Source organism: Thermonema rossianum DSM 10300, assembly GCF_000426825.1.
In the GTDB taxonomy this organism is placed as follows: Bacteria; Bacteroidota; Bacteroidia; order Cytophagales; family Thermonemataceae; genus Thermonema; species Thermonema rossianum.
On record NZ_AUGC01000001.1, the window covers coordinates 323,068 to 339,709 of the forward strand.

Below are 16,642 nucleotides of genomic sequence, written 5' to 3' on the forward strand. Positions count from 1 at the left end.
GTTGCTTTTTTGGTTAGTTATTTTCCACCCAATCTGCAATAAATAAATTGGTGTCGCGGGTGCCTTGATTGTTGCGATTGGAGCTGAAAATCAGTTTTTTGCCGTCGGGCGAAAACATAGGGAAGGCATCAAACACACTGTCGTAGGTGATTTGTTCCAAGCCGCTGCCGTCAAGGTTGATCATGTAGAGGTTGAAACGGAAGCCTTGCGGGTAGGCATGATTGGAGCTGAATATGATTTTTTTGCCCGAAGGATGAAAGAAAGGCGCCCAGTTGGCTTTGCCCAAATGCGTAACCTGCTGCAGGTTGCTGCCATCGGCATCGCAAACAAATATTTCCATTTCAGTAGGTTGCACCAGCCCTTGTGCCAACAGCTCTTTGTATTCTTTCATTTCGGCCTCTGTTTTGGGGCGCGAAGCCCGGAACACAATCTTACTGCCGTCGGGCGAGAAGAAGGCGCCCCCGTCATAGCCCGGCTCGTGGGTGATTTGCTTGGGGTTACTGCCGTCGATATTCATGACCCACAGTTCCAAGTCGCCCGAACGCATGGAAGTAAACACAATTTTATCGCCACGGGGCGAAACGGTGGCTTCTGCATCATAGCCGGGTGTGTTGGTGAGTTTCTTCACTATGTTGCCTTGCAGGTCGGCAACGTAAATATCGTAGCTGTCATAAACGGGCCATACATATTTACCTTTGAGGCGTGGCGGGGGCGGAGGACAGGCACTGTCGGCCTTAAAAGTGGAGGCAAAAACAATGAGGCTATCGCCGGGCAGGAAATAGGAGCAGGTCGTGCGCCCGAGGTTATTGCTGATGCGCCGGGGCATGTGCTCTTTCATATTGCCCTGCTGCAGGTCGAAATAAAAGATTTGGTCGCAGTTGACGCCCCAGGCTGCATAGTCGGACTGAAAAACTATCTTTTGCCCGTCGAAGCTGAAATAGGCTTCTGCATTGTTACCACCGAAGGTGAGTTGCCGGACATTGCGCAGGTGGTGTTCTTGTGGATAACGCAAGCTGTCATGCGATGCTGTTGAGCGGCTCTCTTGCTGCTGTGTGGTGTTCTGTGTATGGTGGCGGCTATCACCGCAGCTGCACAGACACATTGCCAGTAAGGCGGAAAAAACGGCATATGTTTTCATTCTTCGATAGGTTTAGGCTGCTTGTATGCAATAAAAAAGGGGCTGCTTACAGCCCCTAAATTTAGAAATTTATAGAAAAGAACTATGGACCTTAGCCAACCAAGCCTAAAATAAGGAATACCAAGCCTACAATCAAAAGAATAATGCCTATGATGCCTACTACCGGCAAGAGTGCCAGAATCAAGCCCACAGCCATCAGTATGATGCCGATGAGCACATAGTTGTTCATGTATGCTTTCTTGGCTTTGTCGGCTTTCTTGTTGACCTTTTTCTCCAGTTTCTTTTGAATGCGCTCAAAACGCTTTTGTTGTTTTTCAGTTAACTGCACGGATTCGGGGGCTTTCACTGCCGGTGCTTCTTTTTGAATATGGGCGGGTGCCGTACGCACATCTGCCACCGGAGCCGTTGTTTGCTCTTCTACCAAAGCGCTGTTCAGCGGTGAAGGGTCTTCGTAGCTTTGGGCTTTTTGCTGTGCACAAACGGCAAAAACGTTTAGAAAGACCAGCAAGAAGGCAAGGGTAAATACATTTTTCATATGGGTGCTTGTTTTAAAGGTGGGTGATTCCTTTCAAAAATAACTTTTCCCTTTAAAAAAGCAAAGGAAAAAGCCTGTTTTGTTGTGTTTAGCTTACGAACAGGCGTGGAATTATGTTGCTTATCCGGGCAAGAAAAAAAGCGGAAGAAAAACTTCCGCCGTGTAAGGGGTTATTTACGCCGTGTGCGGGCAAATTGGGTAACATCGAGGAAGGCGCCGTCGCTGCTGCCCATGACGATGGGCAATTCGCCGTTCCATTTTTCAAGAAAACGCAGCGTAAGCACCTTATCGTCAATAGACTGCTGCAGTAAGCGTTGAGCTTCGGCTTGGGCACGGGCACGTTCTATTTCCTGTTGCGCCTGCATTTTGACACGCTCCAGGCGATTTTTCTCTGCCAATGCTTCTTGTTCGGCGATTTGCTTTTGCTCAATGGCACGCGTAAAATCGGGTGAGAAGGCAAAGTCGATGATAGAAAAGTCGGTAACAATGATATGGTTTTTACCCAAACGCTCGCGCACATAGTCAAAGGCTACCTGCTTTATCTCCGGGCGCTTGGTGATAAGTTCTTCGGCGGTATAGCGCGAAGTAGCCGATTTCATGGACTCTTGAATGGTAGGGTCGATAATGGTGCTCAAATAGCCCAGCCCCAACTCCCGATAAATGATTGATGCCGCTTCTTTGTCTATGTAAAAGTTTACTGCCACACGGGCGGTTATGGGCTGCAAGTCTTTGGAAGAAGCGGTGGCGTCCACCTCATATTTTTGCACTCTTACATCCATGATGACCACATCGGTAATAAAGGGGTTGACAAAGTGAAGCCCCTCTTGAAGGACTTCTTCTTGCACGGCACCCAGTTTTTTGACTACCCCTACGGTGCCTGATTCAATTTGCACAAAGGTGTTGGAAATCATGCCCAAAATCACAAGGCCTATAACGACACCTACAAAAATGGTAATGATGGTTTTCGATTTCATACTTTTCTATTGTTTGGTTTTACAAATGAGTATTTTTGTTTTTGTGCATGATGCCTGTTGGAAGTTAGTAAATTTTTGGGTTTTTCCCTTGCCCTGTCTGTTCATTTACATGTGTTTTTGGGAAAAATATGCTTTTAGCAGCTGTTGGTGTTGGCAGTGAGGCTTGTACGAATAAAAAGCATAAGCTGCGCAGGCAAAAAATAGCGATGCTCAAACCTCTGTCAGGCGAAAAATACATGCCTTTTTTGCAACTTTACGGACTGCCGTTCAATGTCAATAGTATTGTATGAAAGAATATACTCGGAAAGAATATACTCGTGCACAGCTTGCCCTGCGCAACGGACAAGACAAAGCCGAAATATGGGTAGCCTACCGTGGTGTGATTTACGACGTATCGGCTTCGCGTTTGTGGCGCAATGGCAAACATTATGAACATTGGGCAGGGCAAGACCTGACAGAAGAGCTGGACCACGATGCCCCCCATACGGCAGGCGTATTTGAAAAATTTCCGGTAGTAGGTAAACTCAAACAGTCATGAATAAAGAAGCTGCCAAAAAGCGCATACAAGAGCTTGTTGAGCGCATCAATTATTATAACAAACGCTATTATGTGGACAATGTGTCGGAAATTTCCGACTACGAGTTCGACCAACTGATGGACGAACTGCGCCGCCTGGAGGAAGCCTTTCCCGACTTGGCATTGCCCGACTCGCCCACCCGCCGCGTAGGATCAGACCTTACTAAAGAATTTCCTACGGTGCGCCACCGTTATCCCATGCTTTCGCTCGATAACACCTACTCGGAGGGCGAACTGCGGGAGTTCGAGCAGCGCATCCGTCGTTTCTTGGGGTTGACTGCCTCAGAGCCTATAGAATATGTATGCGAGCTGAAGATAGATGGGGTATCTATCAGCTTGATTTATGATAGTGCCGGTATTTTGCAGCGGGGTGTTACCCGGGGCAATGGTGTGGAAGGAGAAGACGTAACGCCCAATATCAAAACCATTGCTTCCATCCCCTTGCGTATCGAGAGCCGGGAACCCTTGCCCGCTTATGTGGAAGTGCGCGGCGAAGTGGTGTTGACCAAAGCGCAGTTTCAAAAGCTAAACGAGCAGCGGGCTATGGATGGGGAACCTCTGTTTGCCAACCCGCGCAACACGGCTGCCGGCACTTTGAAATTACAAGCCCCCAAAGAAGTAGCCCGCCGGCGCTTGAGCTGCTATACCTATTTTCTGCTGACAGAGCCAAGAATAGTGTCCAGTCATTGGGAAGCACTGCAACAGCTCGAACGTTGGCAGCTGCCGGTGTCGCCCCACGCCCGCCTGTGCAATAATATAGAAGAAGTGTTGGCCTATGTGCAAGAGTGGGAGGCAAAACGCCATGACTTGCCCTTTGAAATCGATGGCATCGTAATAAAAGTAAACCGCTATGACTGGCAGGAGCAGCTGGGCACCACCGCCAAAAGCCCACGCTGGGCTATTGCCTATAAATACAAGCCGGAAGAGGCATTGACCGTATTGGAAGATGTGGTGTTTCAAGTGGGACGCACGGGAGCCGTTACGCCCGTGGCTGTCTTGCGTCCGGTGCAGCTGTCGGGCACTACGGTGCAGCGGGCTTCGCTGCACAATGAAGACTATATTAAAAAGCTGGATTTGCACTATGGCGACTGGGTGCGTGTGGAAAAAAGCGGAGAAATCATTCCGCAAATCACCGGTGTGGATGCAAGCAGGCGCCCAGCAGGGGCACGCCCGGTGCATTTCCCCAAAAACTGTCCTGAATGTGGCACGCCTTTGAAGCGTGAGCCGCAAGAAGCTGCTTATTTTTGCCCGAATACTTGGGGGTGCCCCCCGCAAATTAAAGGGCGCATTGAGCACTTTGCCTACCGGCGTGCAATGAACATCGAAGGGCTGGGTGAGCGCATCATTGCTTTGCTCTACGAAAAAGGCCTGGTGCGGGATATTGCCGATCTATACGATTTGAAAGCAGAGCAAATTCTGCAGTTGGAGGGCTTCAAAGAGCGTTCTACTCAAAACCTGCTCAATGCCATTGAAAAGTCCAAGCAGGTGCCCTATCCGCGCGTATTGTATGCTTTGGGCATCCGGCATGTGGGCGAAACGGTCGCCAAAGTGCTGGCAAAACATTTTCCTTCTATCGACGATTTGCGGCGTGCCGGCAAAGAAGAGCTGATGCAAGTGCCGGAAATAGGCGAGGTCATTGCCGACAGCATCCGTGCCTTTTTTGAAGACGAAAAAAACATGCAGTTGATAGAGCGCCTGCGACGGGCCGGGGTGCAGCTTGAAATGCCGAAAGAAGAGCGGGCGCAAAGTCATGTTTTGAACGGTGCTTCTTTTGTTGTGTCCGGCACATTTCGCCATTTTTCCCGCGATGAGATAAAAGATTTTATTGAACGGCATGGCGGGGTGGTGAAGTCCTCGGTGTCTTCCAAAACCGACTTTTTGGTAGTAGGGGAGGCGCCCGGAGCTTCCAAGCTGGAAAAAGCAACAAAACTGGGCATTAAAGTCATTACAGAAGACGAGCTGTTGGCAATGTGTCAAGCCTGATTCTGTTCATGCTATATCGCCTGTTTGACCGGACGGCAAGAGGAAGAGCAGCAGTACTTAAAAAAGTCTGCTGCTTTTTGCTTGATGAGAAAAACCGGGTGGGCTTAGTGTGTCAATTATGTAATTTTTTATCGACTTAAGTCCCAAAAAAGATACTTGTTTTAATTTTTTTTGATTGATAGTGAATGCGTTATGCATGAGGTGGATTTTAAGAGAAGACAAACTAAGATACCGCCTTGTTTGAGGTAAAAAGAAAGATATAGAGCTGTTCTTCAATTTTTATAACTGCTTTTTTGGCAATGAGCAGAGCTTGACCAAACAACTTTCCGTGTAAGCGCTTGCTTTCAAAGGAGGGGGTAATAAAAAAAACTAAAAAATATGAACAACTCTGCGATTGTTAATAATGTCTTAACATTGAACTGCTTTGATAATGATAACTTTGCGCCAAACAAAATGGAGTTTTTGTCATGAAAAACTGGTATCTATCAATTTTGGTATTCCTGCTGGGAGGGATGCTCACCGCAGCCGCCCAGGGTGTAACTACTGCCTCTATGAACGGGCAGGTAGTCGATGAAAACAAACAGCCCCTTCCGGGCGCCGTGGTATTGGCTATTCACGAGCCTACCGGTACTGAGTATGGTGCCGTGACCAATGAAAACGGTATTTTCAACATCCGCAACATGAACGTGGGTGGTCCCTACAAAGTGGAAATCTCTTTTGTAGGCTACAAAACCTTTACCTTGGAGAACATCTACTTGCAGCTGGGACAGACTTTCCGTATCGATGCCCGCCTGCAAACCGAAGAGTATGAATTGGCTGCCGTTGAGGTAACTGCCAAAAAAGATGACCTCTTCGACGGCAACCGCACCGGTGCCAAAACCGTGGTAGATGAAACCATCATCAACTATGTGGCACCTACAGCCTCGCGTAACCTGACTGACTATCTGCGCTTTACGCCTCAGTCGTCTGTGTTGGAAACCAACGACGGTCCTGCCATTTCGTTTGCCGGTCAAAACAACCGTTTCAACTCTATCTTTATCGATGGTGCCGTAAACAACGACGTATTTGGCTTGTCGGGTAGTGGTACCAACGGTGGGCAAACCGGTATTCAGCCCATCAGCCCGGACGCCATCGAGCAGTTGAGCGTATCGCTTTCGCCCTATGACGTAACCATTGGTGGCTTTACCGGTGGTGGCATCAACGCCGTAACCCGCAGCGGTACCAACAACGTGGAAGGGTCGGCTTACTACTTCTTCCGAAACCAGGAGCTTGCCGGCTTGACACCTACCAACGACCCCAATGCCGAGCGCACCAAACTGAACGATTTTACCTCTCAGACCTATGGTTTCCGTGTGGGTGGTCCTATAGTGAAGAATAAACTCTTCTTCTTCATCAATGGCGAAATTCAGCGCGACCGCATTCCGCAGCCTTTCGACCAAAACTATCAAGGAAACGCCACCCAGCAAGACTTAGACAACCTGCGTCAATACCTCATTACCCAGTATGGTTATGACCCCGGTGACTACCGCGACAACACCCGTGAGCAAAACGGCAACAAGTTGTTCGTGAAGTTGAACTGGAACATCAACAAGAAGCATCAGTTGTCGCTGCGTCACAGCTACTCTTATGCCGAAGAGTTGGAAGCCAACCGCAGTACTTCGCAAGAAATTAACTTCTTCAATACTGCCGAATTCTTCCCCAGCACTACCAACTCTACTGCTCTGGAGTGGTCCTATAATGGCAACAACACTGCCAATAAGATGATCCTCGGTTATACCGCAGTACGCGACGACCGTGGCTATACGGGCAATCCTTTCCCCTTCGTGACCATCATTGACGGCAATGGCGAAATCAACTTCGGTTCAGAGCAGTTCTCAATAGGCAACGAACTGAATCAGGATATACTCACCTTGACCAACAACTTCTCTATTTACAAAGGCCGCCATACCATCACTTTGGGAACTCACAACGAATATTACAATATCTATAACTTGTTTATTCGTCAGAACTTCGGTTCATATACTTACAGCAGCCTGCAAGACTTCTTGAACGATGCCGGTCCTTCGTTCTATACCCGTACCTATGTGCTAAAGCCCAGTATCGATGCGGCGCAAGGCGATGCTGCCAAAGATGTAGCTGCCCAGTTCCGCGTATTGCAAACCGGCTGGTATGCACAAGACGAATTCCAAGTAAACAACCGCTTGAAAATCACCGGTGGCTTGCGTATCGACATTCCTTTCTTCTTGGATAAGCCCGAAGCCAACGAAAACTTCAACCAAAACACCTTGCCTTTGCTCGAAGCCGAATGGGGTGACTTGAAAGGAGCCAAGAGCGGCAACATGCCTTCAGGTGTGGTGATGTTCTCGCCCAAAGTAGGTTTCAACTACGACGTGAAAGGCGATCAAACCCTGCAAATACGTGGTGGTGCAGGTATCTTCACCGGTCGCATTCCTTTTGTATGGCCCGGTGGTGCTTACACCAACAACGGCGTATATCTGGCAACCATCAATGCCTCGAATCCTACTTTGGCATCGAATGGTCAGCCCTTGCCTTTCAATCCCAACCCCAAAAATTACGTAGGTAGTGACATCGCCGGTGCAGGTTCTTCGCCCAGCCAGATAGACCTGTTTACCGATAACTTTAAGTTCCCGCAAGTGTTCCGCACCAGCTTGGCAGTGGATTACAAACTGCCGATGGGTTGGGTAGCCACCGTAGAGGGTATCTACACCAAAAATATCAACTACGTGTATTACCGCAACCTGAACATTCAGAAGCCTACCCAGTTCTTGAATACACCTTATGGTGACAACCGTCCCATCTACAACGGCCAGAAAGTGGACCCCGCTTATGACCGTGTGATTTGGGCAGACAACACCAACGAAGGTTACACCTACAACCTGACCGCTTCGTTGAGCCGTCCTTTCTCAAACAACTGGACTGCCGGCCTGTCTTATACCTTTGGGCGCGCCATGTCTTTGCATGACGGCTTGTCTTCGCAAAACTCTTCGAACTGGCGCCGTGTGGAATCGACCGACAAGAACAACCTCGACCTTGGTTTCTCCGATTTCGACCTCGGCTCGCGTATCAACGCCTACGTAGCCTATCGCTTCGAATACAGCAAGTATGCTTCTACTATGATTTCGCTCTTCTACAACGGGCAATCGGGCGACCGCTTCTCTTACACTTACAACGGTGCCATTGGTGGCAACGACCAATCAGGTGGCACAGAGCGTAGCCAATATCACTTGATTTACGTGCCGCGCGATGCCAGCGAAATCAACTTGGTTGACTACGTAGATGGCAATGGCAACACCATCACGGCAGCACAACAGTGGGAGGCACTGAATAAATTCATCGAAGACGATCCTTACTTGCGCAAATACCGTGGTGAAATTGCGCCGCGCAACGCCGGTCGCACCCCCTTCACCCACATCGTAGACCTGAAGTTGATGCAGGAATTTAAGTTGAAGATGAACAACGGCAAGGAAAACCGTCTGCAAATCACCTTCGATGTATTCAACTTTACCAACTTGTTGAACAAAAACTGGGGTAGAAGATACTTCATCTCACGCTACCGTGTTATCAACTTCGCAGGCTATGAGTCTGACGGCGTGACCCCGCAGTTTACTTTCGATGTGAACACCAAGAAAGTAAAAGATTTTGCTACCATTGATGATAGCGGTATTAACAGCTCACGTTGGCAAGCCCAACTGGGTATCCGTTATATCTTCCAATAAGAAACCGTCTCAATAGACAGAAAAGAAAAAAGCCTACCCCAAAGGGGTAGGTTTTTTCGGTAACAATTAAACAACATAAACAAACAGAAACTACGGCTATCTTATTGTATATCAACTTCTATGCCACAAGTGCCCGTTAAGTCGTCTTGGCTTTTCGGGCTTTTTCTTTTTATATTGTTCAAACCAAAAACAATGTGCAAACAAATAAAGTTCTGAAAATGAATAGATTAACTGTTTTCCTGACTGCCCTTTTGTGTTTGGGCGCTTCGTTTATATATGCGCAGGAGCGTCAGAAGGTAAGCGTCGAAGATGTATGGCGCTATTATCGTTTTTATCCCAAATCAATTGGGAGTATCAACTGGATGAAAGACGGCAAGTATTACACCGCCTTGGTGGATGGCAAAATTTTGCAGTATGACATCACCACGGGGCAGGTAGTGAAAACACTTGCCGGTGACCAACCTTTGGTGCCCGAAGGCGAAAGCCGTGCCATAGAAATAGAAGACTACGAGCTGAACGCCACCGAAGATAAAATATTGATTAAAACGGACATAGAGCCTATTTACCGGCGTTCCTACAAGGCTGAATATTTTATTTATGACCTGAAAGACGGCTCTTTGAAGCGCCTTTCGAAAAACGGAAAACAATCGTATGCTACCATCTCGCCCGATGGCAAGAAAGTGGCTTTTGTGCGCGACAACAACCTGTTTGTAGTGGACCTGGCCAGCATGCAAGAGCAAGCCATTACCACCGACGGCCGTTTCAATCATATCATCAACGGGGCAGCCGACTGGGTATATGAAGAAGAGTTTTCTTTTGCTAAAGCCTTTTACTGGGCACCCGATAGCAAGAAAATTGCGTTTTACCGCTTCGACGAAAGCGAAGTGCCCGAGTACAATATGCAAATGTGGGGCGACTTGTATCCCAAAGACTACCGCTTCAAATATCCCAAAGCAGGCGAAAAGAATTCAGTAGTCAGCATTCGCGTCTATCATCTCGACACCAAAGAGACCAAGACTATCGACTTGGGCGCCGAGACAGACATCTACGTGCCCCGTGTAAAGTGGACCAAGCATCCCGACCTGCTGTCGATTCGCAAGCTGAACCGCCTGCAAAACCGCCTTGAGTTGATTCATGCCAATGTGGCGACCGGAAAACAACAAGTGGTGCTTACCGAAACCGCCGATACTTATGTAGATATTGACTTCAACGACGATTTGACTTATTTAGACAACGGAAAAGAGTTTTTATATAGCAGTGAGCGTTCCGGCTACAAACATCTCTACTTGTATGACATGAGCGGAAAGCTCAAAAAGCAAATTACTTCGGGCAACTGGGAAGTGGATGAAGTGGTGGGCATTCACGAAAAAAGCAGCAAAGTGTACTTCACCGCCACCAAGGTGTCTTCTATTGAGCGCCATCTGTTTGTAGTGGACTGGCGAAAAGGGAAGCTGACACAGCTCACGCAAGCCGCCGGCGTGCACCGCATCGACATGAGCCCCGATTGCAGCTACTATATCGACAATTACAGCAGTGCCCAAACACCGCCCCGTTATAGCCTGCACACCGGCAACGGTAAAGAAATTGCCGTATTGGAAGACAACGCACAGCTTGCCAAAACAGTGAGCCGCTATGCCATCAGTCCCAAGGAGTTCTTTACCATCAAAAACAGTGAAGGAATAGAGCTCAATGCTTGGCGCATCAAGCCCTTGAATTTCGACGAAACAAAAAAATATCCTGTATTGATGTTTGTGTATGGTGGACCGGGCTCGCAGCAGGTTATGAACCAATGGGACAGCTTCAACTTCTTTTGGTACCAACACTTGGCAGCCGAAGGCTACATGGTCGTGTGTGTAGATAACCGGGGCACCGGTGGGCGTGGGCGCGATTTTAAACATGCCACCTACAAACAACTGGGCAAGCTGGAAGTAGCCGACCAAATCGATGCGGCAAAATATTTGACAACACTACCTTATGTAGATGCCAACCGCATCGGCATTTGGGGGTGGAGCTATGGCGGCTACATGTCTTCGCTTTGTATTCTTCTGGGCAACGATGTGTTCAAAGCAGCCATTGCCGTGGCACCGGTTACTTCTTGGCGCTATTATGATACCATTTACACAGAGCGTTATTTGCAGCGTCCGCAAGACAATCCCGGAGGTTATGATGAGTATTCACCGCTCACGCATGCAGCGCGCCTGAAGGGTAACTATTTATTGATTCATGGCACCGGCGACGACAACGTGCATTTCCAAAATGCCGTGATGATGGTGGATGCCCTCATTAAAGCAAACAAGCAGTTCGAAGTCTTTTTCTATCCGAACCGCAACCATGGTATCTACGGCGGCAATACGCGCCTGCATCTTTACAACTTGATGACGGATTTCATCAAAAGAAAGCTTTAATTTTGGGCATCCTTGCCCGCAAAAAAAACAGGCCGTGACAGGAGTTTACCGTCACGGCTTTTTCCTTTTCAGAAGGAAAATATTTTAAGCTACTTTCAAGTTGGCAAGCTTCGACTTTTCGAACTTCTCTTTGGCGTATGCCAAATCAACGACCAACTCTTTGACCGGTGAAGAAGGAAGCTCAAACATGGCGTCGGTAACGATGGCTTCGCAGATAGAGCGTAAGCCCCGGGCGCCCAAATTGAGATTGATGGCTTGCTCTGCCATGTAATCAATGGCTTCGTCGGTAAAGGTGAGTTGTATGCCTTCCATTTCAAACAGCTTTTGATACTGCTTGATGAGGGCATTTTTGGGCTCTTTTAAAATGCGCACCAAAGCGGCTTTGTCGAGCGGGTCCAGATGGGCAATGACCGGCAAACGCCCAATAAGTTCGGGTATCAGACCGAAGGTCTTGAGGTCTTGTGCCGACACATAGCGCAGCAAGGACTGGCGGTCGTCCACCAAGTCTTGCTTTTGTGGGTGGAAACCAATGGGGTTGGTATTCAGGCGACTGGCTATGATTTTCTCGATGCCGTCGAAGGCGCCCCCGCAGATAAACAAAATATTTTCCGTGTTGACGGGTATCATTTTTTGCTCGGGGTGTTTGCGCCCGCCTTGTGGGGGCACATTCACAATAGAGCCTTCCAGCAGTTTCAGCAGTGCCTGCTGCACACCTTCACCGCTCACATCTCGTGTGATGGAGGGGTTATCGCCTTTGCGGGCGATTTTGTCGATTTCGTCGATATACACAATGCCACGCTCGGCAGCTTCCACATCGTAATCGGCAGCTTGGAGCAGGCGTGTCAAAATGCTTTCCACATCTTCGCCCACATAGCCGGCTTCGGTCAATACGGTGGCATCGGCAATGCAAAAAGGCACATCCAACAGGCGTGCGAGTGTGCGCGCCAAGTAGGTTTTGCCGGTGCCGGTTTGCCCTACAAGGATGATATTTGATTTTTCAATAACTACATCGTCTTGCCGTGGGGGCTGCATGATGCGCTTGTAGTGGTTATATACGGCCACTGAAAGCACTTTCTTGGCTTCGTCTTGCCCGATGACATACTGGTCCAGGTGTTTCTTTATCTCAATGGGCTTAATCAGATTGATTTTAGGACGCTTTTTATTTTGAAGGTGCTTGAGTTCTTCTTGTACAATCTGATAGGCTTGCGTGGCGCACTGCTCGCAGATATGCGCTTTGATGCCACTGATTAATACCGCCCCGTCTTTCTTACTTCTTCCGCAGAACGAGCAGCTCAAATTGTGATGGTTAGACATATTTCTTTGCCGGTTTTTTTAGGTAATAACAATAACACAAGTAGCCACTTTGTTCCGGTGGCTACTTGATGCGTTGCAAAGTTACAAAATTAAGTGTAAAACAGAAGGAAAAGCCTTGTTTATTAACTACTTAGTTAGCTTCGCTTTCCCAATACTTCATCGATAATGCCGTATTCTACGGCCTGCTCGGCTTTCATCCAGAAGTCGCGGTCAGAGTCCTGCTCTATCTGCTCGATGCTTTTGCCGGTGTGTTCTGCCAGGATACGGTGCAGCTCTTCTTTGAGTTCGAGGATATGACGGGCAGTAATTTCAATATCGGATGCTTGTCCGCCGGCACCGCCCATCGGTTGGTGAATCATGATGCGGGCATGCTGCAAGGCAGCGCGTTTGCCTTGGGTGCCACCGGCTAAAAGCACGGCGCCCATCGAGGCGGCTAAGCCTGTACAGATAGTAGCTACGTCGGGCTTCACGAGCTGCATGGTGTCATAGATGCCCAAGCCGGCATATACCGAACCGCCGGGACTGTTGATGTAAAGCAGAATGTCTTTTTTGGAATCGACCGACTCCAGGAAAAGCAGCTGAGCTATGACCACATTCGACACATAATCATCGATGGGCACGCCCAGGAAAATGATGCGGTCCATCATCAAACGGGAGAAAACGTCCATGGCTACGGCGTTCATACGACGCTCTTCGATGATATTGGGGGTCAGGTTGGTGACGGTCTCTACATATTTGTCAAAAGCAAGGCTGCTAATGCCTTGGTGTTTTACGGCAAAGTCACGGAATTCTTTACTGAACTTTTCGTTACTTGACATAGGTATGTTGTTTTTTAATTGTTGATTGCTTTATTGATTACTTGGCAACCAATATAACCAAATTTGCCGGCAGTAGCGTTCCTTTTCTTCAAAATGTTGGGCTATTACCATCTGATTTGTGTGCCCTTGGGATATTTCACTTTGAAGCGTACTACCTTTTTGATTTCTTGTCCGGGGGCAAGGGTTAGCTGCCAGCGAACAATGCCGTTGGATGCATCGAGCTGCCCGCCGCTTAGTTCGGTGGCTTCTACCTGAATGCGATTTTGTTTTGAAACAGGTATTTGGTCTTCTATTGTCAAGGTGATGCTTTCCTTCCGGTTGTTTCGCACACTGATTTCGTAGGCGCGCTCTTCTTCTATGTCGTTTTTCAAAAAACGTTTGCTGGTAAAGTCCTTGATTTCTTTCCGCTTGCATACAATGCGTGCGTCACGCCCCAAAGAAAAAGTGAGGGTATCGCCGGTGACTCCCGGGTCAAGCGAGGTGGTGCCTACGTAATTGCCGGCAAAATATACGTTGGCTTCGCCGGATAATAAGTTGAGCGCTGCCCAATCATAAATTTTTGCCATCAGGAAGGCTTCCGGGGCGGCTTTGGGTACGGCCGCATAAGTATAAACGGCGTCCACTTCGTGTTTTTGTATGTCCACAAGCTGCTCTTTGCCGTCGCCGGGGATACTGACCGGTATGCCTATTTCGAACAGGACCTGCAAGCCGCTTTCGTTCACCTTTGTGAAGTCGGCAACCGTGGTGGGCTCGAATTCTGCCATGGGGGGCGGGGCAACTTCTTCGGCTACGGCGTCCACTTCTTCGTAGTTTCGTCTGCTCTTTTTGTCATGACGCTTTTGGTAAGCGTAGGTATTGATGAAATCAACAAACCAGGGACTAAGCTCAGGCTTGGTTCCGCTTATCGAAGGGTTGCCGGTGGAAAGCGTGAGGCTTATGTTGTCCCAGTCGGTGCCTGTGTTTTGCATCACCATGGCTTTGTAGCTCAGCTCCACAGGGGCGTTGGCATCGGCCACGCGCAAGTCGTACACCGGATACCATGCAGCCCCCCGTACCAAATAGCGCAGTGAGAGTTGCAGGGTAGCCGGTGCCGTGCAACGTACGATGGCTTTCACCTCGCCGGTAGGCTTTTGTCGTGCCCGTGCGTGTAGTTGGGCTTTCAACCGCCGGTGCTCTTCTTGAGCTTCTTTTAGCGCGCGCTCGGTATCAAAAAGGCGGTTCTTCAAAGAGAGCAGCCGCTGTCCGTAAAAGTCTGCCATTTGGCGTAGTTGCTCGGCAGTGAGTCCGGTATTGGCGCCCCCAATTTGTTTGTTCGATAACAGTAAGTTCTGCTCTTCTTCTATACTTTCTTTACTTGCCTGCAGGCGCGCCACCTTGGTTTCGGCTGCAAGCATCTGTTGGCGCAAGGCTTCTATTTCGGCTTTCTGGACATTGTTTTGCAAGAAGTTTACCTCATATTTCACACTGAGCAGGGTGGCATTGCCTTGCATTTGAAGCTGTACGCTGTTTTCAAAGACTTCCAAAGGCAATTGTTCGAATACGAGTACATGTGTGCCGGCAGTCAGGCGCACCTTCCCTTCATGTATTAGCTCGGCATTTTTCAAGTAAACAGTTGCTTTCTTGAGTGTGTGGCTAACGGATATAGTGTCCTGGGCATAAGCAGGCAGCATGCCCGCCCACAATAGTAAAACAAATAAAGTACGCATAGAATTGGCTACATTTTAGGTTTTAGAAGAGTCTTTTTTAAGGTTTTAAGAGTGCAAATATCTTTCCACAAGGGGTAGTCAGCAGCTTGTTGTTGGTGTTTTTGTTCCTTAAGCTACTAAAAAAGACGTATTCGCAAACTTTCTTTTTTTAGAATAGTTCTAAACTTGTAACTTTGCATAAACAGAAGAAACACCAACAGCTATGTCTTCACTTACAAGTTCATCGATTGATGTGCGCGCCCTTCGCGAAGAATTTCCCGTATTGCATCAGCAGATCAACGGAAAACCTTTGATTTATTTCGACAATGCGGCTACCTCTCAAAAGCCACGTGTGGTCATCGAGGCGCTCAAACAATACTACGAACAATACAATTCAAACATACACCGCGGGGCACACCATCTGGCAGCCAAAGCAACGGAAGCCTATGAGCAAAGCCGCGAAGCAGCCCGCCGCTTTTTGAATGCTTCTTCTATAGAGGAGGTCCTGTTTGTACGTGGGGTTACCGAAGCCGTGAATCTGGTGGCAGACTGCTTGTCGCGGGCCTGGCTTCAGGCAGGCGATGAAGTGGTGATTTCTACCATGGAGCACCATTCGAACATAGTGCCCTGGCAGATGGCTTGTGAGCGTACGGGGGCAGTCTTGAAGGTCATTCCCCTGAATGACTTGGGCGAGCTGGATATGGCACAGGCAGAGGCACTGATAACGCCCCGTACAAAGGTGCTGTCGGTTGTGCATATATCCAATGCCTTAGGCACCATCAATCCCGTGAAGGAACTGGTTCGCAAAGCAAAAGCCGTAGGGGCTCTTACTTTCATCGATGGGGCGCAGGGGGCCGTGCATTTGCCGGTGGACGTGCAAGGCTTGGATTGTGACTTTTATGCCTTTTCCGGACACAAGGTGTATGCGCCCACAGGCATCGGTGTATTGTATGGCAGGCGTTCGGTGTTGGAAAAGCTGCCGCCCTACCATGGTGGGGGTGAAATGATTAAAGAGGTTACCTTCGAAAAAACCACCTACAACGACTTGCCTTTTAAGTATGAAGCCGGCACGCCCAACATTGCCGATGCCATTGCGCTGCGTTACGCTCTTGAGTTTGTGGAACAGATAGGCAAAGAGGCTATGTTGCGCCATGAACAGGCGCTGCTTACGTACGCTACCGACCTGGTCAGCCGCATCGATGGCTTGCAGGTGATAGGGCAGGCAAAAGAAAAAGCCGGCATCCTTTCGTTTGTGATAGAAGGGGTGCACCATCACGATGTTGGCGTATTGCTCGACAACATGGGCATAGCCATTCGCACGGGGCACCACTGCACGCAACCATTGATGCGTTATTTGGGTTTGGAAGGAACAAGCCGCGCTTCTTTTGCTGTTTACAATACACCGGAAGAAGTAGAACGCTTTGCCGAAGCCTTGCAAAAGGCTGTCAACATGCTTCGTTAGTGAATCACACTTATT

At 48.7% G+C, this 16,642-nt stretch carries 11 protein-coding genes; 5 read left to right on the forward strand and 6 right to left on the reverse strand.

The features are described 5' to 3' along the window. Positions 1 to 13: 13 nt before the first annotated feature. The 3 genes from K384_RS01565 to K384_RS01575 form a co-directional block, all read right to left on the reverse strand. A complete protein-coding gene (locus K384_RS01565; RefSeq protein WP_038028682.1) occupies positions 14 to 1,138 on the reverse strand; it encodes a TolB family protein in 1,125 nt (374 codons plus the stop codon). 91 nt (positions 1,139 to 1,229) lie between these two features. After that, positions 1,230 to 1,673 carry a hypothetical protein gene (locus tag K384_RS01570; protein WP_038028684.1) on the reverse strand — a complete coding sequence of 148 codons (444 nt, stop codon included), beginning with the start codon at positions 1,671 to 1,673 and terminating at the stop codon, positions 1,230 to 1,232. 170 nt (positions 1,674 to 1,843) lie between these two features. Continuing rightward, complete coding sequence (locus tag K384_RS01575; protein ID WP_038028686.1) at positions 1,844 to 2,647, reverse strand: prohibitin family protein; 804 nt, start codon at positions 2,645 to 2,647, stop codon at positions 1,844 to 1,846. A 286-nt stretch (positions 2,648 to 2,933) separates the two neighbouring features. Between K384_RS01575 and K384_RS01580 the strand changes: the two genes are divergently transcribed. The 4 genes from K384_RS01580 to K384_RS01595 all read left to right on the forward strand — a co-directional run bounded on the left by K384_RS01580 (position 2,934) and on the right by K384_RS01595 (position 11,348). Beyond that, the gene (locus K384_RS01580; RefSeq protein ID WP_038028688.1) at positions 2,934 to 3,185 is read left to right on the forward strand and encodes a cytochrome b5 domain-containing protein; all 252 of its coding nucleotides are present in this window, start codon (positions 2,934 to 2,936) and stop codon (positions 3,183 to 3,185) included. Continuing rightward, entirely contained in the window at positions 3,182 to 5,206 is a 2,025-nt protein-coding gene (gene ligA / locus K384_RS01585) for an NAD-dependent DNA ligase LigA (RefSeq protein ID WP_038028690.1), read from the forward strand. Before K384_RS01580 ends, ligA begins: the two co-directional genes overlap by 4 nt. 467 nt (positions 5,207 to 5,673) lie before the next feature. Further along, positions 5,674 to 8,943, forward strand: a complete 3,270-nt coding sequence (locus K384_RS01590; RefSeq protein ID WP_038028692.1) for a TonB-dependent receptor — start codon at positions 5,674 to 5,676, stop codon at positions 8,941 to 8,943. 218 nt (positions 8,944 to 9,161) lie between these two features. After that, positions 9,162 to 11,348, forward strand: coding sequence for a S9 family peptidase (locus K384_RS01595; RefSeq protein ID WP_038029004.1), 2,187 nt, complete (start codon positions 9,162 to 9,164; stop codon positions 11,346 to 11,348). A gap of 84 nt (positions 11,349 to 11,432) precedes the next feature. Here K384_RS01595 and clpX read toward each other — a convergent pair whose 3' ends face one another. The 3 genes from clpX to K384_RS01610 all read right to left on the reverse strand — a co-directional run bounded on the left by clpX (position 11,433) and on the right by K384_RS01610 (position 15,186). Further along, positions 11,433 to 12,662, reverse strand: a complete 1,230-nt coding sequence (gene clpX / locus K384_RS01600; protein ID WP_038028694.1) for an ATP-dependent Clp protease ATP-binding subunit ClpX — start codon at positions 12,660 to 12,662, stop codon at positions 11,433 to 11,435. 134 nt (positions 12,663 to 12,796) lie between these two features. Then, on the reverse strand, positions 12,797 to 13,480 hold the full coding sequence (locus K384_RS01605; RefSeq protein WP_038028696.1) for a ClpP family protease: 684 nt from the start codon (positions 13,478 to 13,480) through the stop codon (positions 12,797 to 12,799). Between the two features lie 104 nt (positions 13,481 to 13,584). Beyond that, a complete protein-coding gene (locus K384_RS01610; RefSeq protein WP_038028698.1) occupies positions 13,585 to 15,186 on the reverse strand; it encodes a DUF4139 domain-containing protein in 1,602 nt (533 codons plus the stop codon). 202 nt (positions 15,187 to 15,388) lie between these two features. Between K384_RS01610 and K384_RS01615 the strand changes: the two genes are divergently transcribed. Further along, positions 15,389 to 16,627 carry an aminotransferase class V-fold PLP-dependent enzyme gene (locus tag K384_RS01615; RefSeq protein WP_038028701.1) on the forward strand — a complete coding sequence of 413 codons (1,239 nt, stop codon included), beginning with the start codon at positions 15,389 to 15,391 and terminating at the stop codon, positions 16,625 to 16,627. Positions 16,628 to 16,642 lie beyond the last annotated feature (15 nt).

What these genes read in the sequence shown, in the direction of transcription:
- K384_RS01565 (WP_038028682.1), bottom strand. Translation starts at nt 1,138, where the DNA reads ATGAAAACATATGCCGTTTTTTCCGCCTTACTGGCAATGTGTCTGTGC.
- K384_RS01570 (WP_038028684.1), bottom strand. Translation starts at nt 1,673, where the DNA reads ATGAAAAATGTATTTACCCTTGCCTTCTTGCTGGTCTTTCTAAACGTT.
- K384_RS01575 (WP_038028686.1), bottom strand. Translation starts at nt 2,647, where the DNA reads ATGAAATCGAAAACCATCATTACCATTTTTGTAGGTGTCGTTATAGGC.
- K384_RS01580 (WP_038028688.1), top strand. Translation starts at nt 2,934, where the DNA reads ATGAAAGAATATACTCGGAAAGAATATACTCGTGCACAGCTTGCCCTG.
- ligA (WP_038028690.1), top strand. Translation starts at nt 3,182, where the DNA reads ATGAATAAAGAAGCTGCCAAAAAGCGCATACAAGAGCTTGTTGAGCGC.
- K384_RS01590 (WP_038028692.1), top strand. Translation starts at nt 5,674, where the DNA reads ATGAAAAACTGGTATCTATCAATTTTGGTATTCCTGCTGGGAGGGATG.
- K384_RS01595 (WP_038029004.1), top strand. Translation starts at nt 9,162, where the DNA reads ATGAATAGATTAACTGTTTTCCTGACTGCCCTTTTGTGTTTGGGCGCT.
- clpX (WP_038028694.1), bottom strand. Translation starts at nt 12,662, where the DNA reads ATGTCTAACCATCACAATTTGAGCTGCTCGTTCTGCGGAAGAAGTAAG.
- K384_RS01605 (WP_038028696.1), bottom strand. Translation starts at nt 13,480, where the DNA reads ATGTCAAGTAACGAAAAGTTCAGTAAAGAATTCCGTGACTTTGCCGTA.
- K384_RS01610 (WP_038028698.1), bottom strand. Translation starts at nt 15,186, where the DNA reads ATGCGTACTTTATTTGTTTTACTATTGTGGGCGGGCATGCTGCCTGCT.
- K384_RS01615 (WP_038028701.1), top strand. Translation starts at nt 15,389, where the DNA reads ATGTCTTCACTTACAAGTTCATCGATTGATGTGCGCGCCCTTCGCGAA.